At 43.2% G+C, this 24,918-nt stretch carries 20 protein-coding genes; 14 read left to right on the top strand and 6 right to left on the bottom strand.

The features are described 5' to 3' along the window. Positions 1–576: 576 nt before the first annotated feature. The 4 genes from V144x_RS17240 (at position 577) to V144x_RS17255 (ending at position 5,808) form a co-directional block, all read left to right on the top strand. Positions 577–1,542, top strand: coding sequence for a PhoH family protein (locus V144x_RS17240; protein ID WP_144986462.1), 966 nt, complete (start codon positions 577–579; stop codon positions 1,540–1,542). A gap of 52 nt (positions 1,543–1,594) precedes the next feature. Then, a complete protein-coding gene (locus V144x_RS17245; protein ID WP_144986464.1) occupies positions 1,595–3,916 on the top strand; it encodes an HD family phosphohydrolase in 2,322 nt (773 codons plus the stop codon). Between the two features lie 19 nt (positions 3,917–3,935). Then, positions 3,936–4,433: an rRNA maturation RNase YbeY gene (ybeY, locus tag V144x_RS17250; protein WP_144986466.1), complete on the top strand. Its 498-nt coding sequence runs from the start codon at positions 3,936–3,938 to the stop codon at positions 4,431–4,433. A gap of 64 nt (positions 4,434–4,497) precedes the next feature. Continuing rightward, a complete protein-coding gene (locus V144x_RS17255; RefSeq protein ID WP_144986468.1) occupies positions 4,498–5,808 on the top strand; it encodes a hemolysin family protein in 1,311 nt (436 codons plus the stop codon). Between the two features lie 15 nt (positions 5,809–5,823). On the opposite strand, the gene dusB is transcribed toward V144x_RS17255, so the two are convergent. Continuing rightward, a complete protein-coding gene (gene dusB / locus V144x_RS17260; protein ID WP_232102560.1) occupies positions 5,824–6,909 on the bottom strand; it encodes a tRNA dihydrouridine synthase DusB in 1,086 nt (361 codons plus the stop codon). A gap of 301 nt (positions 6,910–7,210) precedes the next feature. On the opposite strand from dusB, the gene V144x_RS17265 reads away from it, so the two are divergent. The 3 genes from V144x_RS17265 (at position 7,211) to xerC (ending at position 9,709) form a co-directional block, all read left to right on the top strand. Next, positions 7,211–8,353, top strand: a complete 1,143-nt coding sequence (locus V144x_RS17265; RefSeq protein WP_144986472.1) for a hypothetical protein — start codon at positions 7,211–7,213, stop codon at positions 8,351–8,353. 105 nt (positions 8,354–8,458) lie between these two features. After that, entirely contained in the window at positions 8,459–8,689 is a 231-nt protein-coding gene (locus V144x_RS17270; protein ID WP_232098970.1) for a hypothetical protein, read from the top strand. Positions 8,690–8,770: 81 nt separating this feature from the next. Beyond that, positions 8,771–9,709: a tyrosine recombinase XerC gene (gene xerC, locus V144x_RS17275; protein WP_197998482.1), complete on the top strand. Its 939-nt coding sequence runs from the start codon at positions 8,771–8,773 to the stop codon at positions 9,707–9,709. 77 nt (positions 9,710–9,786) lie between these two features. Here xerC and V144x_RS17280 read toward each other — a convergent pair whose 3' ends face one another. Both V144x_RS17280 and V144x_RS17285 read right to left on the bottom strand, forming a co-directional pair. Beyond that, a complete protein-coding gene (locus tag V144x_RS17280; protein WP_144986474.1) occupies positions 9,787–10,719 on the bottom strand; it encodes a Gfo/Idh/MocA family oxidoreductase in 933 nt (310 codons plus the stop codon). A 233-nt stretch (positions 10,720–10,952) separates the two neighbouring features. Next, positions 10,953–12,065: a calcium/sodium antiporter gene (locus V144x_RS17285; RefSeq protein WP_144986476.1), complete on the bottom strand. Its 1,113-nt coding sequence runs from the start codon at positions 12,063–12,065 to the stop codon at positions 10,953–10,955. A gap of 221 nt (positions 12,066–12,286) precedes the next feature. Here V144x_RS17285 and V144x_RS17290 point away from each other — a divergent pair, with 221 nt between their 5' ends. Together V144x_RS17290 and V144x_RS17295 are read left to right on the top strand one after the other, a co-directional pair. Then, positions 12,287–13,561: an ornithine cyclodeaminase gene (locus tag V144x_RS17290; RefSeq protein ID WP_144986478.1), complete on the top strand. Its 1,275-nt coding sequence runs from the start codon at positions 12,287–12,289 to the stop codon at positions 13,559–13,561. 105 nt (positions 13,562–13,666) lie between these two features. Then, positions 13,667–14,029 carry a cupin domain-containing protein gene (locus tag V144x_RS17295; protein WP_144986480.1) on the top strand — a complete coding sequence of 121 codons (363 nt, stop codon included), beginning with the start codon at positions 13,667–13,669 and terminating at the stop codon, positions 14,027–14,029. An 8-nt stretch (positions 14,030–14,037) separates the two neighbouring features. Here the strand turns inward: V144x_RS17295 and V144x_RS17300 are convergent, their stop codons facing one another. From V144x_RS17300 to V144x_RS17310, 3 genes are all read right to left on the bottom strand, one after another. Continuing rightward, positions 14,038–14,796 carry a Swt1 family HEPN domain-containing protein gene (locus V144x_RS17300; RefSeq protein ID WP_144986482.1) on the bottom strand — a complete coding sequence of 253 codons (759 nt, stop codon included), beginning with the start codon at positions 14,794–14,796 and terminating at the stop codon, positions 14,038–14,040. A gap of 180 nt (positions 14,797–14,976) precedes the next feature. Then, positions 14,977–16,434: a DUF1501 domain-containing protein gene (locus V144x_RS17305; RefSeq protein WP_144986484.1), complete on the bottom strand. Its 1,458-nt coding sequence runs from the start codon at positions 16,432–16,434 to the stop codon at positions 14,977–14,979. Positions 16,435–16,470: 36 nt separating this feature from the next. Continuing rightward, positions 16,471–19,365, bottom strand: coding sequence for a PSD1 and planctomycete cytochrome C domain-containing protein (locus V144x_RS17310; RefSeq protein WP_144986486.1), 2,895 nt, complete (start codon positions 19,363–19,365; stop codon positions 16,471–16,473). 348 nt (positions 19,366–19,713) lie between these two features. Here V144x_RS17310 and V144x_RS17315 point away from each other — a divergent pair, with 348 nt between their 5' ends. From V144x_RS17315 to V144x_RS17335, 5 genes are all read left to right on the top strand, one after another. Next, positions 19,714–20,058: a 4a-hydroxytetrahydrobiopterin dehydratase gene (locus V144x_RS17315; RefSeq protein WP_144986488.1), complete on the top strand. Its 345-nt coding sequence runs from the start codon at positions 19,714–19,716 to the stop codon at positions 20,056–20,058. A 37-nt stretch (positions 20,059–20,095) separates the two neighbouring features. Then, entirely contained in the window at positions 20,096–21,508 is a 1,413-nt protein-coding gene (locus tag V144x_RS17320; RefSeq protein ID WP_144986490.1) for a DUF6513 domain-containing protein, read from the top strand. 101 nt (positions 21,509–21,609) lie between these two features. Next, positions 21,610–23,109, top strand: a complete 1,500-nt coding sequence (gene pabB / locus V144x_RS17325) for an aminodeoxychorismate synthase component I (protein WP_144986492.1) — start codon at positions 21,610–21,612, stop codon at positions 23,107–23,109. A gap of 23 nt (positions 23,110–23,132) precedes the next feature. Further along, complete coding sequence (locus tag V144x_RS17330; protein ID WP_144986494.1) at positions 23,133–23,735, top strand: anthranilate synthase component II; 603 nt, start codon at positions 23,133–23,135, stop codon at positions 23,733–23,735. A 243-nt stretch (positions 23,736–23,978) separates the two neighbouring features. Beyond that, on the top strand, positions 23,979–24,905 hold the full coding sequence (locus V144x_RS17335; RefSeq protein WP_144986496.1) for a thioredoxin domain-containing protein: 927 nt from the start codon (positions 23,979–23,981) through the stop codon (positions 24,903–24,905). Positions 24,906–24,918 lie beyond the last annotated feature (13 nt).

Genomic DNA, 24,918 nt, shown 5'->3' on the forward strand with positions numbered 1-24,918 from the left:
TAATTCTAACCAGAAAAGATAGACAGAACCTTCAGCGTGTCACTTATTTAAGATTGATGCTGTATCCTATGAACAATTCATCGAACAGGTTACAGCCACATCTTGAGAATTACCAATACAATCGACAGTATCCAAGCAGGGTCCCTCAGGTGCATTACCCAAACGCTAGATCTTGACATTAACAAACGACAATAAATCAGAGAATTCCGTTTAAAGAAGATAGGTAGTCTTGCTGTCAATACACTGCATCTTGAACCCCGGGAAATCACAGTTCCAGTTATGACTTGTCAAAACGGTTAAGATCTTTGACATTAAATTGATTCTATAAGCCTATATTTATTATAAACTTACAACAAAACATAACTTAATGGCAAACTCTCTCCTTTCTCTTACTGTTTTGCTGGAGTAGACTTATTAAAATGTGTGAGAAACTAAATTCCTACCCTGGATTTCAGTCTGACATTAATTAAAGTTTACACTGATTTCAGCATAGCGAAATTCAAAATTTCATGTCATTATTTTCATCTTTGTTATTTTTTTGTTTCTTTATTTTAAGAGGTACATATAGTATTTCTGATGTCAGAAGCCACACTTTCTTTTTCAGATCCTGACCATATTCCAATCCTCCTGGGGACTCATGATTGTCACATCAGGCAAATTCAGGATGCACTAGACGTAAATGTCGTTCATCGGGGAGATGAGCTTCGAATTATCGGCGATGATTCTGACCTGCAAAGATCACTCCGAATCTTCTCGGAACTCAAAGCGATCATCGAAAACACGGGGCAACTCAAAACTGAGCAAGTTGAGACCGCACTTACTAACGGTAGCCCTGTAAGCAAACAAATCAAACAAAGTCCGATTGCCACTCCTTCTTCCATAGATCTTTTCGAAAAAACGAAAAAAGTACATCCAAGAACACCGGGGCAATCTGAGTATATTAAATCCATTGGAGAACACGATCTTGTATTCTGTACAGGTCCTGCTGGCTGTGGAAAAACATTCCTGGCAGTCGCGATGGCCATTCACGCCTTAAGAACCGAACAAGTTCGTAAAATTGTACTGGTTCGACCTGCCGTTGAAGCGGGAGAAAAATTAGGGTTCCTGCCTGGCGATATGTTGGCAAAAGTCAATCCTTTCTTACGCCCCCTCCTGGATGCATTAGGAAGCTTGCTCGATTATGAGCAAGTCAATCGTTATATGGATAATGATATTGTCGAAGTTGTGCCCTTAGCTTTTATGCGCGGACGAACCCTCGATAATACCTTTATCATTATGGATGAAGCACAAAACACAACAATCACCCAGATGAAGATGTTCTTAACAAGGATGGGGATGGGATCGAAAATCGTGGTAACTGGAGATACTTCACAAATTGACTTACCTCCCGATGTTTCCTGTGGCATGACCGACGCTATGAATCGCTTGCGAAACATTAAAGGTGTAGGAACAGTGCAATTAAAAAATGAAGATATTGTCAGACACAGATTAGTTGGTGAAATTGTAAAAGCTTACCAAAACGAAGATTCGTTGGGGCACTAATCTTCATTCAAATTCCTTTTTTCTAAAACCATTCTCATTTCAGGTCGTATCAATGGCTTTTTTTGGTTCTAAAAAATCCCGAACTGCACTTGCTGCCAGTTTGCGCGATTCTTCCAAATTAAGTTCGAGGCTGCGCGACTTACTGAGTGATCGAGGCACGTTCTCGCGATTAGCTGCTTGCCTGTTAGCGATTGCAATCTTAATGATTGCCGTAGAAAGCTGGAAAGCTCCTTTTCCTTACCGTCTCGGAATGTTCTCTGAACACGGAATTCTAGCCAATACATCATTCAAAATCGCGAATCCCATTGAAACTGATCGGGAACGAACGCAAAAAGAATCTGCTGTACCCTATTCGTTCAATCAGCAGCCAGAAATGATCGAAAAGCTACCATTGCTGCTCAGAGAAGACCTGATCGCGATTGCGAAAGCAAAATCTTTAGAAGATTTGGATATTGATACAAGAGCTGAACTAGGGTTAGCTTCATCCAGGCGCTTGGAACAATTTATCGATCAGTTTCCTGAAGAGTCAGAACAGACATTCGCAGAGCTAAAATCAGTTGTCAGTAGCCTTGATTCCAATGATACAAAAAAAATTGATGAAATTGTCGATGATTTTAAAAAGTTAATCTCACCACTTCTGACTTACGGTATAGTAAATGAAAACGATCTCACGAAAAATGAGATTCGTGCTGACGATGCCATTGCGATCATTAATGAAAGTAATGATTCACGACGCATAGTAACCACATTTGACATTCGCCTCACGAATCAACTTTCTGAAAATGGTGTCATTGGTAGAGAGTGGAAAAAGTATCCCAAACTAGCTCCTATTTCTGCAATCCTTTCGCACTGGCTCCTCTTTCAAGCACCAACAACGCTCGTCTATGACGCAACAAAAACATTAGACCAGCGAAAACAGGCTCGTATGCAGGTAGCTGAAATTTTCGATACATTTCAACGGGGAACGATTCTAGTTGAACCGGGTCAAATGATTGAAGATACACAGCTCGCTTTACTGCGTGCAGAATATGAAGCCAAAGAACTGACCGTTCCAACATATGAACGCGTTATTCGAATCACTGTTATTTTTCTCATGCTTGTCGTTCTCGCTGTCTTAAATGGATACCACCTGTTACACAACAAAAAAGATGTGGCAACAACCGTTAGCCGTTTAAGTATTTATTTGAGCGTGATTATATTAACGGTCTTTCTGGGACGTTTGCTTTCTTATGATCCCTGGCGTGCTGAAGTCCTGCCTCTGATCGTCACAGTGATGGTTTTTGCTATCGTTTATGACCAAACGATGGCAATCTTGACCGCCTTGTCTCTTTCACTCATCCTCTGTCTCTCAACAGGGGCATCTTTGGGACATTTCGTAGTCTTAATGAGTGTTTCAGCAATCGCTGTCACTTCACTGACGACAGTCTCTTCTCGATCTACATTGATCAAAATCGGTTTTGGAATGGGGTTTACCTATTTCCTGGTTTACTGGGGAATTAATCTGATTTACAAGCAGAACCTCTCCAACGGATTTTTTGATCAACGCGTTCTGTGGGAAAGTCTACAAGGAGCAGGGTGGTGTCTGGCAGCAGGATATCTTGTAGCCGGCAGTCTGCCATTCATTGAATCATTGTTTGGAGTTGTGACAGACATCAGTTTGCTGGAAATGAGCGATGTTTCACATCCTTTGCTGCAGGAATTAGTTCGTCGAGCCCCGGGAACTTACAACCACTCCATCTCCGTCGCTACGATTGGAGAAGCTGCTGCAGATAAAATCGGTGCAAATGGGCTTTTAGTACGTGTCGCCGCGTACTATCACGACATAGGAAAAATGTTGAAGCCACAATATTTCATCGAAAATATGGTTGTCGGCAGTGAAAGTCTGCACGACAATCTGGCACCAGCGATGAGTACGTTGATCATTATCGGACACGTTAAAGATGGTGTCGACCTGGCACGTCAACACAATCTGCCTCAACCTTTAATCGACTTTATTGAGCAACACCACGGCACAACTCTTGTTGAATACTTTTTCCGGGAGGCAGAAAAGCAGGCCGATCTAAGCCCGGACCATAAGACAGACGCCGAAGAATCTTCATTTCGTTACCCCGGTCCACAACCACAGACTCGAGAAGCAGGTGTGATGATGCTGGCAGACGCCGTCGAAAGTGCCAGCCGTACGCTAAGCGACCCTACACCCAAGCGAATCAAATCTTTGGTACATTCCCTGGTAATGAAGCGTCTCTTGGATGGACAGTTCAATGAATGCTCATTAACGTTAAGTGAAATCAATATTGTTGAAGATTCCCTGGTGAAATCCCTCATCGGCATTTATCATGGTCGTATTAAATATCCGGAAGAGCGTTCTGCATAACCACCGGTAGATTCCCTGCATGAATACACCAGACTTATTTCAAATCAGAATCAAAAATTCACAAACTCAATTAGCAGTTGATGAAGCACTTATCCAGGAAGTTTCCAGTTATCTTCTCAAATCGGAAAAAGTAACTTTTGCTGATATCAGTCTGGCAATTGTCGATAATCCTATGATCCGAGAATTGAATCAACAATACCTCGAACACGATTATGATACAGATGTTTTGAGCTTTTTATTAGAATGCCAAATCGATCCCAGCAAACAAGAAGCTGACTTACGAGGCGCTGGAAAGACGATAGAAGGAGAGATTATTGTCTCAGCGGAAATGGCTGTTTCGATGTCAGAAGTATATCATTGGTCTGCCGATCATGAATTATTACTTTATATTATTCATGGCTTACTACATTTATGTGGCTATGATGACTTATCAGACGAAGAAATCCTGCTAATGCGAACGAAAGAACAACAGATTTTAAATCACTGGGGGCTTACAATACCTCGACGGGAAGAGTGAGAAATGCTAATTTTTTCATTATCACTCATTTTTGCTCCTTAAATTTTGACTATTTGCTCAATTTATGATCTCCCTGATTTTTACGGCTTTAATTTTATTCACACTGTTCTCGGGTTTGTTAGTTTTCTCACTTAGAGACTTTTCGCGAAGCCGATTAGAGGCGCTCTGTGAAGAAGCAAATGTGCCGAGTCGATTCAGCGAAATTCTGAGATCCCATCCGACTATCCTGCTAGCCGCTGATTTCTCTTATCTCGCCGGCATTATATTCATCTCAGTTATTCTCACCAGATACTATATTGAAATACCGAATGAATTCAGTTCCATTCCAGCAGGAATTCTATTTGTCATTCAAATGATCCTGGAATTAGTAATAGGGGCATTACTATTAATGACCATTCCCTGGACACTTGCACGAATTACGGGAGAACGATTCCTGCAAATATTTTGGCCGATCATTCGCTGGTTACCTTTTTTCCTTACGCCTCTGATTTGGGCATCCTGGAAGATTGATGAACTTTCACATCGATTGGCTGGTAAAGAAGAGGCAAAAAATGGTCGAGAAGCCAATATTAGTGAAGAAATCCTGACTGTTGTCGAAGAAGGAGAGCGTGGAGGAATTCTGGAAACGGGTGCCGGTAAAATGATTCAACGCGTCATGGAATTACAAGACGAAGATGTGGCAGCCATTATGACGCAGCGAATGGATATGGAGTATATCTCCGTCAATGCTACTCTTGATGAAGCCTTGTTAAAGTTTATAGATGCAGGCCATTCACGAATACCGGTCATTGGCGAGTCAACCGACGACATTGTAGGTATTCTGTATGCAAGAGAATTACTAAAACAATACTCAAACAATAACCAACAATCTAATTCACCTGAGCAACTTACCATTCAGAATCTCATGTTCCAGCCATTCTATATTCCAGAAACAACGGGTATAGATTCCCTGTTACAAACAATGCAGAAAGAGCATGTGCATATGGCAATCGTCATTGACGAATATGGGGGTGTTGCAGGCTTGGTCACAATGGAAGACGTTCTTGAAGAAATTGTCGGCGATATTGTTGATGAGTTTGATGAAGAAGAAGAGCAGATGATTTTCGATCTTGGAAATGACGTCATTGAAGTTGATGCTCGGGTTCATATCGATGATTTAAATGAGCAATTTAGCTATAATCTGCCTGAGGAAAAAGACTTTGACACAATTGGAGGTTTTGTGATTACTCATGTTGGCAAAGTTCCTCATGCTGGCGAGTCTCTTACCTGGCAACAATTACGAATCGATGTACTCGAGTCTGATGAGCGAAAAATCAGCAAACTTCGTATCGAAGTAGACCATTCTCTTGTAGAAGAAATCGACGCAGACACATAAAGACAAAGTCACATCTCACCAACGTTCAACAGGCCCCCCGGGAACAGGGATATGCATCTCTGGTAGAGTTCCATCTCGGGAACCAGACACCGGACCTTTTGCAGCAATTTTTTTGATCGCAGCATTAAAAGCATGCAAATTCTGCGCACACTGAAATTCATGACGCAATGCTGGTTTCACTCGCATCGACTTCAAATACCAGTGTCCCATTTTGCGAAACATCGGAAGAGCCCGTTCCTCTGTCGTCATCTCCAGCAAATAATGAAACTGTCGTAATAACAGTTCCAATCGTTCATTAAAATTACCTGGAGGAGCACACTCTCCTGTGTTCTCCCATTGGACCAGTTGACGAAAAATCCATGGATTCGCGAGTGCACCTCGACCAATTGAAACGCCTGCACAACCAGTCGTTTTCAGCATATTATCTGCATCTGCAATGCTCGTAACGTCTCCATTACCAATCACGGGAATCGATTCAACAGCTTCCACAACTTGTCGAATCCCTTCGTGATTCACTGAACCACGAAAACCTTGCTCGCGCGTTCGACCATGGATGGCAACTGCAACAACCCCTACTTGTTCAAACTCTCTGGCAAAGAAGGGGGCAGTCAAATTTCTGTCGTCCCAGCCCAGGCGCATCTTGACAGTCACAGGAATTTTCACCGCTTCAACCACCGACTTCACTAACGATACCGTCTCATCTGGACGACACATCATGCTGGCACCAGCTCCTCCTTTGACAATTCGATTGACAGGGCACCCCATATTAATATCAATCGAATCCACGCCTCGTTCTTCCAGTAATTGCGCCGCGTCGCGCATCTGTATTGGTTCATTGCCAAAGATCTGCACAGCAAACGGAGTGTCTTCAGGGCATGTTTGAATGAGCTGAAGTGTCTTGGCACTTCCTTCCAGTAACCCGCGGGCATTGACAAGATCTGTTGTTGCTAAACCAACGCCTCCCAATTCGCGAACAATGCGCCGGAAAGGTAAATTTGTATATCCTGCCAGAGGGGAGAGCAAATAACGCGATTCCAATTGCAGTGAACCATAGCAGACAGGTGGTCGCGGATCAGGTTGTGGAGGCAAAGACGGTTTCATTAGTACTTTGAACATAAAAAACGTAATTTAAGTTTTCAACTACATATTATCAGGCAATTTCTGGGAGGAAAATAGTGTCAGTTATCAAATCAACGATCTCTGTGTTGCTAAATATACTTGATTTACCTCAAAAGTGAAAATAGGCGGAATACCTAAACATTTCTCATTGAAGTTTCTCTATCGATTATGCCGATAAGGACGATATCGATTCTTTCTGGCTTCATCCAATGGGAACCGTCTGGTGCTGACTCGTATTTTTATATTGTTAATTTGTTTATCCAATATGACGGGGTGTGTCATCATGCAGACCTCTGTCACCAATCCCAATCCTAAGCTAAAAACAGTCGCGATCGTCCCATTTTTTAATCTAAGCCAGGAACCAGACGTAGATGGTAGACGTTTTGCACTCGCTTATTATTCCGAATTACAAAAAGTACCCGGATTTCAAGTGTTACCTTTGGGCGTCTCCGAAGTAGCGATGGTGGAACACCAACTACAAATGAACAATCCGGACGATGTTCTCAAACTGGCTCAAGTTCTTAATGTTGATGCAGTTGTGATCGGTGCCGTCACCGATTATTCCCCCTACTATCCACCACGAATTGGTATGCAGGTTTCATGGTACTCACCTCATGCTCAGGAATTTATACCTGGATTTCCTTTACTCGTTGAAGAGCGTCATGCCAAGAAATCAACCTTAAATGAACTGTTTTATTTAGATCGACTTATGGCGAAAGAGACTAGAAAAGCTAAACATGCAATGAAACGAGAGGAAAGACAAGCCTCTCACATGGAACGTAAAGCAGTCAAACAGGATAAAAAAATACAGCGAAAAATGCAGAAGCTACCTTGCCCCGATGGCTGCCCTCCAGAAGAGAACCTGGCTCCGCCCACATTAGAAACCGTCTTTAGAGGCCAGTCTTCTGAAACCGTTCATCCATGGGCTTATAATAACTCAAATACGAGAGTGATTCAGGCTTACGCACAGGCCAATCAGGGAGCACAAGCGACCAATGCCATCATTCAAGTTCCCATGAACACGACACCTCAATTGAAAACAAAACAGGAACAGAGACCGGTTATTGCTCCTAAACCACCAATTCCTCCACCAGCGCATGTAACACAGAAAGATTCTTCGGATGTGAATCAATTAGAAGAATACTGTCCGCCAGAAGCATCTTCTGAACAAGCTGGCTTCGACCCACGTCAACCTTTTATGTCTTACACGAGGCTCTTTGATGGGTCTGACGCTGCCTTAGTCGCTCATTTACGAGATTACCTGGAAGTCAGCGGAGATCGCCGTAGTGGTGGTTGGGAAGCGTATTTACACCGAAGTGAGGACTTTATTCGGTTTACATCACATTTAATGATTTTAGAGATGTTAACGTTACATGGTGGTCAAGCTAAGCATCAGATCATCTTCAAAGTTAGAAAATACCGATAATCCGATAGCTCGATAGCCGATATTAACTATTGCGGTTAAACGAGCGCTCCCACTCAACCCAGTCTATGACTCAAGTGCTCTGATGAAAAACAAAGGACTGCTATCGTGAAACAACAAATGAATGTCGTCGCATTAGTCAAAGATTCAGAACGCTATGTGTTTCTATATGACGATGCCAGCTCTTCCCAAATGTTACAAACATTGGGACAATATGCTGCTGATAAGGAATTGAGTTTCACCTGGTATGATGCAGCGGTGATGAGTCAAAAAGTAAGAAAATTAAGACGGGAAGCAGAGCTGGAAGAGCAATCAGGACGTTTACGAAAAACAGCCTGAAACTCTATCATCGCATTCTAACGCAAAGAGACCTGTCGCCCTAAACGAAGCTCATCAATCAAGAATCGATTTTTAACTCTTATGATCTCTTCGCAATCTATCAGGTCAATTGAACTGCATGATGCAATTGACAGCTTCCTGCGATATCTACAAATTGAGCGTAATGCATCTGACTTGACACTCAAATCATATGCGGAAGATCTGGACAGTCTCATCGAATACCTTACTGAATATGAAGGCGCACTTTTATCGCCCGATCGTATTGGGATCAGTGAACTGCGTCGCTTTGTCGCTTACTTGCATGAATGTCAATATGAGCGAACCACGATTGCCAGACGCTTAGCCTGCCTCAGAAGTTTTTTCAAGTATTGCTGCCGCGAGGGTTATACAAAAACAAATCCGGCCAAACCATTGCGAACACCACGTACCGGAAGAAAATTACCCCATTTCTTGACAACAGACCAGATTGCATCTTTATTGGAAGCTCCTCCGGCTAATAACAAAATGGGTCTCCGAGACCGCGCCATTTTTGAAACTCTCTATTCTGCAGGCTTGCGTGTTTCCGAATTGGTAAGCCTCAATATCAGTGACTGGGACCAACAATCCAATGTGATTCGTGTTCTGGGTAAAGGGCGAAAAGAGCGTATTGCTCCAATTGGAAGTTTTGCCGACAAAGCGTTAAAACGTTGGTTAGAAGAAAGGGAATCGAAACCGGAGGCACACCCGGATGCTGACGCACTTTTTCTGAATCGTCTTAAAACTCGTATTACGACTCGTAGTGTAGGACGCATGCTGGAAAAATATCTGCTCCAAACCGGACTGGACAAAAAAACGAGCCCACATACGTTAAGACACAGTTTTGCAACTCATCTACTGGATGGTGGTGCAGACCTAAGAAGCGTACAAGAATTGTTAGGGCATAAAAGCTTAACGACCACACAAATCTATACACACGTAAGTACGAAACGATTACGCGAAACTTACGAAAAATCTCACCCACATGCACAACGCTCAAAATAGAAGCTCTTCTTTTGAATCTGACAAATAAAAGTTTTAGTTTGCCATATTCTTGTCGATGAATGAAATGGATCTGCCATTTAGTCTCGCTCACTAGCAGTTTCAAATTTAAGCGGTACTCCCTCTTTTAAGCTGTTACGTGAAAGCTTAACAAGTTGAATTGCCTGGCAAACATCATTGATATTGGCTACCGGTATAATACCTCCAATAACACGGCGGCAAAAATGATCCAACATCACTTCTAATTCTCGACGATCACTTTTCAGTGACTCGGTAATTGAGGATGATTCATCTTCCCAATGAATCTCATCAGGAGAATGAAACTCAGCCTTTCCATTTCGACATGCAATCTGATGCCTGGGAAAGTAAGATTCTGATTCTCGCTGTTCCGATTTTATTTTTATCACTGCGAAACGTTCGGAAGTTGATACGGGATCCGGCAAAAAATCAACCTTAATTTGTCGATAATCCTCTGACAGATCACTCGAATCGGAATGAAAAGTAGTATGAACTTGAACTGGTTTCGTACGCATGACATAACAACACCAGTCAAATAATCCGACCAGAAAATCGGTCTCATTTTTCTGCCCAGGAATTTCGACTTCCTGGTCTACACCAGGGCAACAGGTCTCGATTTGAATTGAATTCGGATTTCCTAAACGAGTCACTGCTAATTCAAAAAAACGACTCGTTGCCTGTGAATAGCGCCGGCTGAATTCAGGCATCAAAGTCACCAGTTGCTCTGTTGCCCTGGCGTGAATCAATTCCAATAATTCAAGTTCTTCTCCTAGACTGCCCGCAATATAAACGGGTCGATTCTGCTGACTAAGTATTTTGAGAGGATAATGGTCCATCCAATCTGAGTGTAACAAAAGAAATGCATCCAATGGATATCGCGAGACGAGAGAACCGATTCCTGAAGCAACAGCTGCGTCCCAATGCTCAGCAGCCTGTTCTGCGCGACTACGAACCGGATCGAATACCGCCTTGATTTGGATTCTCTGATCCATCATCCGCAGTACAGGTTCATAGCGCTGTTCCCAATATGGGCCAAGTCCTATTATTCCAATTCTGACCATATTAGGAGCATTACTGAAATTGGGAACAATGTAAAAGAAAATGACATTCAGTGAGAGAAATAACTTAACCCGACAACTAAGTCATTGATCCCACAGAAACGGTTGGGACCTTGCTATCATATTCTTAAATTGGTCTTCGAATCAAGTCTTTACTTTGAATAGAAAGACTAATGGCCAAACCAAAACGTGGCAATGAGTAGATAACTCACATACATTGTCAATAAGATCAAGCCACTCAGAGGAGAGATCTGTTTTCGTCTCCAGGAGAGTCCCAACATTGCTAGAATTAATAAAATGACGACAGGCCCATCCAGCAAGACGGTCTGTTTTGGGATCGGCAAAGGCTGAATTAACGCACATGTGGCGATCACCATCGTTATATTCAGGACATTGGCCCCAATAATATTTCCTGTACCTAGTGCACCATGCCCTTTAATAATGGAAAGAACTGAGATCGTGTATTCTGGTAAAGAAGTTCCCACAGCAAGGATTGTCAATCCAATGAGTAGCTCAGAGACTTCGAAATACCGCGCCACTTGTACTGCATTAGTTACCAATAGTTTGCTCCCCAAAATGACCAAACAGGCACCACAGAAAAATGCAGATACTAACTTGAAATAATAAATTATCACGTTTTCGACTTGTGGTGGTTTTTCCTGATCTTCACCAAAATCATGACGTGAACTTAATGCAACTCTCAGAGTAAACAGAATATATGCGGCCAGGACACAGAGTAGAAGTGCTGCTTGCCAGCGCGCTATGGCAAATTCTGCAGGTACTCCGTTTTGAGTTATAGCGTCTCCGGTTGAAAAGAGACTAAACAGCCAGACCATTACTCCTGAGAACAGCATGAAGGATCCCGGCCCGACAATCGTGAAGCGGGAAACCGGAATCCCACTCTCCGTTTTTCGTTTCCTCGCCAGAAATCCATTCAGGAGTGCACAAGAACCAATTATCAAACCGATATTACATAAACAAGATCCCAAAGCATTACCAACTGCCAGATCTCCTTTTCCGGAAAAAGTACTGGTAACTGAGACCATTAATTCGGGAAACGTGGTTGACATGCTGACAATGGTCGCACCAATAATGACGGGAGGTACGCGAGTCAATCTGGCAATCTCAACTGCACTATCAGTAAAGAGATCACCTCCCTTTGTAATGCTGAGCATGCCCAATGCGATAAATAACAGGCTGATCAGAATGGAAGCAGGTGCGTCTAAGCCGATTATTAATCTTAAAAACTCAATTGGTTCAACAGCCATTGACAATAATTGCAAACTCCTGCTCCTGTTTCATTTCAAAGTTGTCGTTTCTTATGCGTCTGCAAAATATAAAAAGTAAGTAAATAATATGATAGGGATGGCAGCAAACATTATTTTCAGAGTACTATTTTGATCAATAAATTGTAAAATATTAAGGCAAGAAACCATGTCTCGTTTTCAAGACCTGACTTAACTCTTTCATTTCAATTGGTCACCCCAGCAAGGATGGACAACCTATGAACCATTCACCTGATCATAAGCCAGATAATCAATCTGCAGCTGCAGACGCGATCAGCGAAGAAATCGAAATACAAGGGCATATTATTGATAGCTTATTACTGCCGAAGATTCTTGATGAAATTACAGTTTTGGGAGGCGATTTTTCCATCAATGACATTTCAATCGGTCAGTTACGAACGGATAGTAGCCACGCCCAGGTAAAGGTTTCTGCAAAAGACGAAGAGACTTTGCAGAAGATATTAACCCAAATCGCACAACATGGAGCAGTTCCTGTACAGAAACATGACTGTATTTTAGAATCCGCCGATATGGATGGTGCCTTCCCGGAAGGATTCTATTGCACAACAAATCAGAAAACAGAAATTCGCATTGACGGAAACTGGACCTCTGTTGATTTACAGGAAATGGACTGTGGCATTATTGTCAGTCCCGATCGACAAACGGCGCATTGCCTGCCTATGTCTGATGTGCAAAAAGGCCAACTGGTTGTCACTGGCTATCAGGGAATCAGAATTCTACCCACAGCACGAAGTTCACCACAAAACTCTGGCTTTTCTTTCATGCATAGTACAGTCTCAAGTGAAAAACCTAAAGGAGTTACTGTCAGGGAAATCGCATCGGAAATGCGGCGTGCCAGAGAAGGGGAGGGAAAGATCCTGATTGTTGCAGGTCCCGCAGTCGTTCATACCGGCAGCAGAGACTACTTCAGTCAACTGATCAGTGAGGGCTACGTCAATTTACTGTTTGCTGGAAATGCACTTGCCACGCATGATATCGAAGAGTCCTTTTACGGAACCAGTCTCGGTATTTCAATTGAACATGGAAGTTCAACCGAAGAAGGGCATGAGCATCACTTACGGTCCATTAACCGTATACGCCGTTTGGGTAGCATTAAAAATGCAGTTGACAAAGGCGTATTGAATTCCGGAATTATGTATGAGTGTGTCAAAAAAGATGTGACCTTCCTGTTGGCAGGTAGTATTCGCGATGATGGACCTTTACCGGATGTAATTACTGACTCCGTAGAGGCGCAACGCAAAATGCGCGAGTTGGTGCAGGGGGTATCATTCTGCTTGATGATTGCCACAACACTCCATTCCATTGCTGTTGGTAATCTATTACCCGCCAGCGTGAAAGTAGTTTGTGTTGATATTAATCCGGCAACTGTCACAAAACTGGCCGATCGTGGAACTTTTCAGACCATTGGTCTGGTGACGGATGTCGAGCCTTTTTTAAGAGTCTTACTGGATGAAATCAATAAATCCGAGTGAATGTTTTCTTTGATGAATCAGTCGCTATAATAGTAATTATAGAATATCTGAAAAATATTCTCCCTTTAAAAGAATCACACAATACACCACATCGGGAATAATTCGATGACGGAATCGACAAAGAAAAAATATCATCTCGCTGATTTTTCTCAAATAGAAGGCACGTCATGCCCCTGTGGTACCGCACGACGCGCTTTTGCTGATGTACCTGAGTTTCCTGGTACCTTACATGTGACAGAAATATCAGAGACTGCGGAACTGCATTATCATCGAAAGCTAACAGAAACCTATTACTTCCTTGAATGTGGCGAAGATGCCCAGATGCAATTGGACGATGAACTGATTCCAGTCAAAGCCGGTATGTCAATCGTCATACCGCCGGGAGTGCGTCATCGGGCCATTGGAACGATGAAAATCATCAATATCGTCTTCCCCAAATTTGATCCGGAAGATGAATGGCTCGACTAATATTTGAGTCAGGCAAGATTGTTCTCGTTACAATAAGGGCATGACTCACCGTAGATGACTTTCCCACAGTTGGTACATTCATGCGCACCATGTGTGGGACGATCAGGAGTCACCCACCGTTGATATGCCAAAAAGGCGAAGACAATCCCGACAAAACCAGCAAAAAATATTGCAGGCGCTTCAGTACCATAAGAATTGATAATGACAAAAATGGTGGCAAGAGCACAAATCAAAAATATGATCGCATCCCGTACTCGATCACGTTGATGGTCACTGGAGTCATAGATATTTTTGCCTTGCTGCTGCAATATTTGACCCAACAATTTATCGCGTTCGCTTTTTAGCTGTTTTGCTTCATCAGTGGCTCCTACGGCCGATAATAACCGGGAAGCAGTATCAAGAATCCGCAGAGTATCTTGCGTTTTTATCTGGCTTTGATGCGCCCAGCGATTTCGATATTCTCTAAGTTCACCAACATAACTTCTCTCCAGTGGAGTCAAGCGATTGCGAAAGACACTATTCCAATGGTCCCACAAGATTAAGAGAGTTGAATGGGCATCCCATCGAATGGCATCACCCGATGGTTGAGATGTAATTGGAGAATTCCGAAAACTCTCTTTAGCGCGATCAATCCAATCATCTTGATAAACGGCTTTCATTTCCTGCTCAATGATGGGAAAAAGTCCGCTACCAAGTAAATCAAGAGTCAATTTAATACGTTCGTTATCACCGGCCACAAATTCCCCCTTAAATCGCCTTGAACGCACAATCAATCTTTAAAATGAAAATAGCATCTGCAAGATACCAATGTGCATTAACAATGCTTCCTTATTTTTTAGATAAGGTCAAGCTCTGCTATGTGATAAATCACTCAAAGCTGCGGATTTCTATGTGTATAAGCACAAAGAAACGGCTTAGTTGGAAAATAATATGATTCAGCCGTTCAATTAGGCGATAAGCTCATCAACGACTTTTCCATGAACATCAGTCAAGCGAAAGTCTCTCCCTGCAAAACGGTAAGTCAAACGTTCGTGATCAAAACCGAGTAACTTGAGTACTGTGGCCTGCAAGTCATGGACGTGAACTTTGTTTTCAACGGCTGCAAAACCAAACTCATCAGTGGCACCATAAGCCTGACCACCTTTAACACCTCCCCCAGCCAGCCATACAGTAAAACCATGATTATTGTGGTCGCGTCCATTCATCTTGCCAGCATTCGCGCCAGGAGTCGGTAACTCCACTACAGGGGTTCTTCCAAACTCTCCACCACACATGACGATCGTATCTTGTAAAAGCCCTCTCTGCTTCAGGTCTTTCAATAAAGCCGCAATCGGCCGGGCACATTGATTGGCTAAATTCCGATGGCCTTTTTCAATTTCATCATGATTGTCCCAGGGTTGACCTGCTCCATGCCAGAGTTGGACATAGCGCACACCTCGTTCTACTAACCTGCGTGCAATCATCAATTGTCGCGCGTGAACTCCAGTGCCATACATTTCATGGATGTGTTTTGGCTCTTGTTTAATATCAAAAACATCAGAGGCCTGCATCTGCATTCGATAAGCTAATTCGAATGATTGAATTCGGGATTCCAATGCGGATTCCTGAGATCGTACCGACTGATGCTTCCGGTTTAAGGCCTGCAGCAAGTCAAGCTGCAGGCGCTGTTCTGGCAATGAAAGTTTTTTGTTTTTAATATTCGCAATCAGTTTTTCGATATCAGAATGTTTTGTGTCGATATGAGTGCCCTGATAGGCGCCGGGCAAAAATGCGGATCGCCAGTTAGCAGACTCCGTAATTGGATAACCTCCAGGACACATCACCACAAACCCGGGAAGATTCTGGTTTTCTGTTCCCAAACCATAAGTAACCCAGGCCCCCATACTTGGACGTGGCTGAATGAGATCTCCACAATTCATCATCATCAACGAAGGTTCGTGATTAGGCACATTTGTGTACATCGATCGCACAAATGCAATATCATCCACGCATTCTCCCAACTCCGAAAAAAGCTCGCTCACCTCCAGGCCACTCTCTCCATACTTTTTAAACTTAAAAGGAGAAGGCAGGGCGGCACCAGTTTTTCGCTCGGTACGGAGATTTTTACTCGGCAGCATCTTACCAGCATATTTTGCTAACGCTGGTTTCGGATCGAACGTATCAACTTGCGAGGCACCACCATTCAAAAAAATGTGAATAATATGTTTTGCTTTTGCAGGAAAATGCGATTTTTTGGGAGCCATCGGTGACTGGTGGTCTGGTGCCGCATTCGCTTCCTCCAACAAACCCTGTGAAGCCATTAACGAGGCCAGTCCCATTGATCCAAATCCAGTACCACAGCGCTGCAACATTTGCCGCCGCGTGATAATTGGATCGCAATTAAAATGTCGAATCGCCTCAGCCATCAGAACAGGCTCCTACTATCATTGATATTTTTCACATTAGTCTACAAACATGAATTCATTGGACGTACAAAGCACTTGAGTATACTTTTCCCATCCACTCATTCGAGCGGGTGTCTTAATCTGATCTCGATGATGTTTTAAGAATGCCTTACCGAGATCATTTTCCTCACCTGATGGTTTCCGTTGGAAGACACGTTGATAGAGTTTTTCGATCGCAGAATCAACCCCTTTATCAGCGGCCATTTTTTCCAGACTTAAATCTTTGACTAACAATCCAGACTGCTCAATTACCAGGGGACTATTCAATGCAAACAAAGCTTGTTGTGGAACTGTTGTAAATGGTCGTTGTGCGGTACTTGATTCCACATTAGCAAAATCAAATGTACGAAATATATTCGGCAGGTTATTACGATCCACAAAACCGTAAACGGTACGTCGTGGGTGCGTGGGAATCCGGTCAATCAGGTAACTTTTACCTCCCTGTTCCTCAGAGAGTTGTCCTGAGACTAATAAAAGTGAATCTCGCATCGCTTCAAAGTCGAGTCGCTGTGGAGATCGTTTCCAAAGTAAACGATTATCGGCATCAATCAAGTTTGCCTGTCGGTTTTCCTGGTAACCCTGTTGATATGTTGCTGACATCATAATTGTCTTGTGAAGCGACTTGATAGACCAGCCTTCTTCCATAAATCGATATGCTAGATAATCTAATAATTCTGGATGAGTGGGTGGATCACTTCTGACACCGAAATTGCTGGGAGTTCTCACGATTCCCTGTCCAAAATGATGCATCCAAACCCGATTAACAAAAACTCGGGCCGTTAATGGATTATCCCGAGAAGCAATCGCCTCTGATAATTCCAGACGACCACTTCCTTTCTGAAATGGTTTTCGATCTTCTCCAGCCAAAATCCTGAAAAATTGACGCGGCGTTTTTTCACCACGTCGACCGGGATTCCCTCGTAAATGGACATGTGAAGTGATCGGCTTGTCCTTGTCATAAACCACCATCGCTCGTGGAGGTGCGCCCGGGGATGTTACATCCAATGTCTGAATATTCTTCTGAAATTGCCGAACTTTATTTCTTTGAGCCCGATTAAATCCTGCCTGAACAAGATTGTCACTCACTGCAGTCGGTGATTCTGGGTGATATAAAATTTGACGAATTTCTTCTGCATCTTTGTCAGCAAGTTTATCAGGTAATTTCGCTTTCGCCTTTTTGGCTGTCTCAAGCGTATTGAGCCACTGCTGTTCCACTTCTTTAAAAACGTTACCATAAATTCGACATACATCATAAATTGATTGTGGTGGGTTGTTTTTCAATGCATGTACAATCAAACGGTTGAATCTTTTTTCTGGCAGCGTTTCCCCTTCTTGACTAGCTAATTTTTGGATGACTTCAGAGGCACCGACTGGATAATTTTCTTTTTTGACTGAAACGAATGCCATCCAAGGTGAAAAGACAGCGCGGTATGATTTTGCTTTGCGTTTCAGAAAAGCTTGCCAGAGAGCCACGTATCCTCGGTGAGGTGCCTCTTTCTCATATTGAGGCTTTTCATTCGCCAGTTTTTCTTTTTCTACAATTGCTTGTAACACATCTGCTACTGTCAAACGTGCCTTCGCTCTGAATTTTTCCGATTCTTCATGTATGAAATCATCTAATTTTTTCTGGCGTTTTGCTCGTTCCGCCTGATATTTTTTGTGTGCTTTTTCCGACTTCGGTTTTCCGATTAATGGTAAATCTTTTTCTTCCGGCTCATAGCTACTAAAGAAAACTCCATACAATGAATAATAATCCTTGATCGGAACAGGATCAAATTTGTGATCGTGACAGCGAGCACAGGAGGCAGTCAAACCCAATAAACCTCGGGAGACAAGATCAATGCGGTCATCGATGATATCGTGTATGTTCCCTCGATAACGACGACCCACGGTCAGGAAACCAAGTGCAGCCAGTGAACGATCATCTCCTTTGCGATCCAGCTGATCTGCCGCTAATTGTTCTTGAATGAAACGATCATAAGGGAGATCTTCATTGAAAGCGCGAATGACATAATCTCGATAAGTATAGGAATACGGGTAGCGACGCTCTGATGTAAAAACATAGCCCTTGGTATCTGCATAACGAGCAACATCCAGCCAATGTCTCCCCCAACGTTCTCCATAGCGTGGTGAGGCCAACAGGCGATCAACCAGCCTTTCATAAGCATCTGGAGATTGATCATTCACAAAAGCTTCTACTTCTTGAAAGGTAGGAGGTAAGCCTGTTAAATCAACCGATGCTCTTCGAATCAATTTCCTTCGATCAAGGCGCGGGGAAAGCGATAGACCTTTTTCTTCCAAACGTGAAATCACAAAAAGGTCTACCGGAGAAGAAACCCTTTCTTGGTTCTTCACTTTGGGTAATTCAGGGTTTCTCACAGGACGAAACGCCCAATGACTTTTGGACAATGTCGCAAAATCATAAGTCCCATTCGCAGGAACCGCTTTGGGATCTTTATCAGAAAATGGCCAAGGTGTTCCCATTTTGACCCAACGAGTCAAAGCGGCTATTTCACGAGAAGGCATTTTCCCATCAGGAGGCATCTGGCTGTCGTCATCATGATATTGGATCACCTGGATAATTCTACTTTTGAGTGGGTCTCCTGGAATCACGGCTTTACCGCTGTCACTGCCTTTCATCATCCAGGCATGGGAATCCAGTCGTAAGCTGGCTTCCTGCTTTTTAGGGCCATGACAAGCATAACAGCGTTTTACTAAAACAGGGCGAATTTCCTTTTCGAAAAACTCAATTTGATCAGCAGGAATTTTATTGGCTGCTTCGAGTAAAGACATCGCTGGAAATGCCAATAGCACAAAGATGATCAAGTGACAAACAGTTTTGACCACGTGAGATGACAACAAAGGATGAAACAGGATCAAAGGCCGCTTCATTTTCCAGTTCTTTCTCGGTTAGATGAAATTTGTGGAGGGACCAAGGGGTGGGAGAAGGTCTAACACTTCAATCAATTTTAAAATGACAAAACCTACATTGTTGTTATTTTACTCTACTATCGGCTCAAAAGGTAGTCAGTTTTTGCATTTAAGTCTTGTGGAGCATCGCTTTAGGACTTTTCAGACTCACATCGATACTTAAGAATGTTATGAAATTGAAACCCGCTCTACCCATAGAATTTACTCCTGGGAGTGCATTAAAGTTTCGCTATAGTTACTATCGGACTAAAAGTGACATGGTGCTTCGATATTGTCCCCATCAATTCAAGCAGAATCATTGAGGTAAGCATGACAGAAGATCAGATTTTATCAGAAGAACAGATACAAGAGTTTTTGAACACTCATTCCGAATGGGAACTCCGAGATGGTTGGATTAGACGAAAGTATTCAACTCCCGGTTGGGCTCATACGCTCATGCTGGTGAATACCATAGGTTATCTGGCAGAAGCAGGGTGGCATCATCCAGATTTAAGTGTTGGCTATGCTGCCGTAACCGTCAAACTACAAACACACCGAGTGAAAGCAATCACAACCAAAGACACGGAATTGGCGAAAAAAATTGAGGAAACAGTGACCTGGTTACCAGACGATGCAGCAGCCCTTGATGGTTTCCCCAAAAACTGGGTTCGCTAGTAGATAAACAGTTATAAGACTTCAAGAGAGACCAACTATGAAACAGGAACGCATCCTGTTTGTGACGGGCAAGCTGGCTGAATATTCATTGCGCGAAGTATTGGAAAAACTTGCCCCTCAGGTTGGTTTTGAATTTGAGGTCATTGTGTTGAATGTCCAGGTTGCTGCTTTGATGCACGTTCCTCTGGTCAAACGCAGACTAACAGTTCCTGACGGCATCAACTGGGTCATGCTGCCTGGTATGTGTAAAGGTGATCTTCAAGTTCTCATTGACCACTTTGGAATTCCGTTCAAAAGGGGCCCCAAGGACCACTTCGACCTGCCCGAATATTTTGGACAAGAGGGGAAGGCACCAAAAGATCTGTCTCAATACGATATCGAAATCTTAGCCGAAATCAATCATGCCCCACTGATGTCGAATGAAGAAATCCTGCAACAGGCAGAACATTACCGACAAAATGGAGCCGATCTGATCGATGTAGGTTGTATCCCCGGAGAAAGCACAAAACGCGCTGGAGAGATCGTACGGATGCTGGTTGATTCAGGATACCGCGTCTCCATCGACAGTTTTGATCGAGCAGAAGTAGAAGCGGCTGTTGGTAATGGAGCCGAACTCATCCTCAGTTGTAATCAAACTAATCTCGACTGGGTTTCAAAACTGGGAACTGAAGTCGTTGCCATCCCGAATCTTCCCAGTGATTTCGATTCTCTGTGTACCATCGTTGATCAATTGGTTCGATCTGACACTCCCTTTCGAATAGATCCAATTCTGGAACCAATTGGCTTTGGGTTCACAACATCCCTGGAACGTTACTACAGGGCAAGAAAAGAATTTCCTGATTTTGAAATCATGATGGGTATCGGAAATTTAACTGAACTGACAGAAGTAGACACGGCGGGAATCAATGTTCTACTTGCCGCTCTCTGTCAGGAACTTCAAATTCATAGCGTGCTTGCTACCGAAGTGATCAACTGGGCCTGCAGCGCCATCCGAGAATTTGACTACGCGAGACGACTCATCAAATATGCCATCGAAAACAAAAGCTTGCCGAAACACATTCATTACCAGCTTGTTATGTTGCGAGATGCCAAGCTTAACGAAAGAGGATCTGATGCATTAAGTAATCTTGCCCAAAATATCCGTGACCCGAATTACCGGATCTTTGCTGAGGAGAACCAACTACACGTCATGAATCGTGACGGATACTGGAAAGGAACTGACCCTTATGAACTATTTGATCAGTTTTTAGAGGCCAATCCTAAAGGGTTAGATGCTTCGCATGCGTTTTACCTGGGTTACGAAATGTGTAAAGCAGTAACTGCTTTAACATTGGGAAAGCAATATCAACAAGATCAGCCATTAAACTGGGGTTTTCTATCACAAGAGGAAGTCAGTGCCAATGAACGCAGACGAAAACAGGGCGAAGAGCCACAATGTGGACCTCGCTGATGATTCCTTAACCACCTGGCTCATGTTATACTGAGGCCTTCCATTGCGTCTCGCTCTAACGCGCACGCATCACGTTTTTCACTGTGAATCATGATAAAGTAATGTCGGGAAACATATCTCAGGATTTCTCTCATCAATCCCTGGAGCAGGGAGGGCAAGTCGCAAGCCAGCTTCCTCTCGTGGAAGAACTGACTCCGTATCCAGATGTAGAACAGATCTTTCTTGAATTTGCAGGTGATGACAGCCTCTTACTTTTGGAAAGTGCACGTCAAACCTCATCACAAGGACAGTTCTCCTATTTGATGTGTAACCCACTCACACGCATTCAAATCCAAAATACTCACTATTCCGCTGATCCTTTTGAATCGTTTCGAGACGTTTATACTCAAAATCTTGTGGAATCGATTCCTGGACTTCCACCGTTCCAAGGAGGCTTTGCAGGCTTACTTTCCTACGAGTTGGGACAAAGCTGGGAGAACTTCGCCCGTGCCTCCCACGATGAGTTTCAACTCCCGGACTTGGCTGTCGGTTTTTACGACTGGGTGATCGCCTGGGATCATAATCAGCATCGGGCATGGCTCATCGTCCAAGGTTTCGATCAAAGTCTGCAAACACAAGATCTTAATCTTGCTGCAGAACGGCTGAAGTCACTTAAAACAAGAATTGATACTTCCAACTTTAATCAACACGACCGATTGGCCGCACTCTCACAAAGTGCTTTTTTGCATGCAAATAAACTGCCTCTTAATCAACTTTCTCCTGTTTATCCTGTTGAACGGAACGAAGAGATACTGAGTAACTTCAGTAAAACACAATTCCTGAAACAGATCGAACAGATCATTGAATACATCTATGCTGGCGATATTTTTCAGGCAAATTTTTCGCAACGCCTGCTGAGCCGCAGCACAGGACATCCTGCTGAACTTTATCTGAATTTACGCTCAAAAAATGCGGCTCCGTTTGCAGGTTATTTTGGTTGGGATGACTGGGCCGTTGTCAGTGCTTCACCTGAAAGATTCCTGAATGTCTCACACCAAGAAGTGGAAACGCGCCCCATTAAAGGCACTCGTCGTAGAAAATTCATGCCGGAAGCAGATTTATTGACACGTGATGAACTACGTGAAAGCGAAAAAGATCATGCTGAGAATGTAATGATCGTTGACCTACTCCGCAATGATCTCTCTCGTGTCTGCAAACCAGGTTCCATTCACGTTCCACATCTCTGTGAAGTCGAAACGTACGAAACCGTACAACATCTTGTCTCAGAAGTGCGAGGACAACTCAAACCGGGTAAAACAGTCTGGGACTTACTGGCAGCTTCATTTCCCGGCGGTTCTATCACAGGCGCGCCAAAAGTACGATCAATGGAAATCATTGCGGAATTGGAACCGACTGTCCGTGGCCCTTATTGTGGCAGTCTGTTCTATGCCGGTTTGAATGGAGAATTCGACAGTAATATTCTGATTCGCACTTTTACTGTCAGAAATGGATGGATTCAATTTCCTGTGGGAGGGGGAATCATAGCACAAAGTCATCCAAGGCTGGAATATGAAGAAACCCTGCATAAAGCCGCAGGGATGATAGCCGCACTACAAAAATAACGTTAATTTTCAGAAGCAATTTCATGATCCTGATCATTGATAACTATGACAGCTTTGTCTTCAATCTGGCCCGCTATTTTGAAGAGTTAGGGCAACAGACCTTAGTCATCAGAAATGATCAAATGACTCTAGCACAGGCCGAACAAATCTCACCTGACGCACTTGTACTTTCTCCCGGCCCCTGTACTCCGAATGAGGCTGGTGTAAGCCAGGAACTAATAACACACTTTACTCATCGAGTCCCAATTTTGGGAGTCTGCCTGGGACATCAGACGATCGCTGCCAGCTTTGGTGGGAAAATCATCAAAGCACCGGAACCTGTTCATGGCCGGACTTCTTTAATCTATCATCAAAAATCCCGTTTATTGTCCAACCTGCCTAATCCATTCAAGGCAACGCGTTACCATTCCTTGATTATTGATGAAGCATCACTATCTTCTGATCTTGAGATCACAGCCAGGACGGAAGAGGGAATTCCGATGGCAATTGAGCACCAAACAGCCCCACTGTTTGGTGTTCAATTTCACCCCGAGTCAATTTTGACAGAAAGTGGCCGTTCATTACTGGAAAGCTTTCTCTCATTTCTTCCATCACTCCCCGAACAATCCAAAAACGCTCATTGCTAATTTCACAATACCGGTTAGTCAAACTGGCTCGAGTTTGCTTGCTAGTAAATAAACACCTCCGTTATGACCCTGCGTTTTTTTCATTTCCTTTTAATCCCATTCAATTCGTGTGTAATACTTCACAATAACCTCCCCAGGTCCAACCGATAATCAAGAAGATGCCAGAACAATAAAAAATCTGATATCCACTTTACTGAACGACATTCCGTTCGTATATCCAGAACGATTTGTGGAGGTACTTTCATGCAATCAACCAAATGGAATTCAAAGAAATGCTATTTATCGATAATAACAATCACGGTCACTTTGATTGCTATATCGATCAATCAATCTTTGGCCGGTGAGTGGTTGCATGATTTTAAAATAGCTCAAAAGATGTCAAAACAAAAAGACCTTCCTATTTTACTGCATTTCCACGCTTCCTGGTGCGGACCTTGCCGTCAGATGGATCAGAGTGTGTTAAACACTCAGGTTCTCACCAGTCAGTTTGGTAAACGTTTTATTGCCGTCAAAATTGACAGTGATCAAAACCAGCATCTGGTTGAGCGTTTTAACGTTCGTTCACTTCCCAGTGATATCCTTTTAACCCCCACTGGCACGATCATTACTCGTACAGAAGGCATGCAGGCCAAAAACACTTATTTAAGCTTCTTAGGTCGTGGCGCCTCTCGTTATGAAAATGATCGGCGAGTATATCTGGCTCAAAAAAGTAAGCAAGAACTCATGCAAAAACTAGAACAACAAGAAACAACCGAGTCTTTTGAAACAGAAGAAAATACTTATGTTGCCACTGAGCCTCCAAAGTTAGGTCTAGATGGATACAGTCCGGTCACTCTGACACGCGACCGAAAATGGGAAAAGGGCAAAGAAGAATTCAACTGGCCTTACCAGGGAATCACTTATCATCTGGCAAGTCAGACTGAGTTAGAAATTTTTAAAATTGATCCAGGACGTTATGCCCCACAGTTACTGGGCTGCGATCCTGTGATTCTCAACAAACAAGATCGTGCCATACCTGGAAACTTGAAATATGGTGCTTATTACGATCAAAACTTATATTTATTTGTTGATGTAGAATCACGCAATGAATTCAAAAAGAATCCTGATCGCTATAGCCGTACGATGCATGTCCTGAAAATCGAACAGCTTGAAACGGCAGTTCTACGCTAAGTCAACTTAATAT

The sequence above is a fragment of the Gimesia aquarii genome, assembly GCF_007748195.1.
Classification (GTDB): Bacteria; Planctomycetota; Planctomycetia; order Planctomycetales; family Planctomycetaceae; genus Gimesia; species Gimesia aquarii.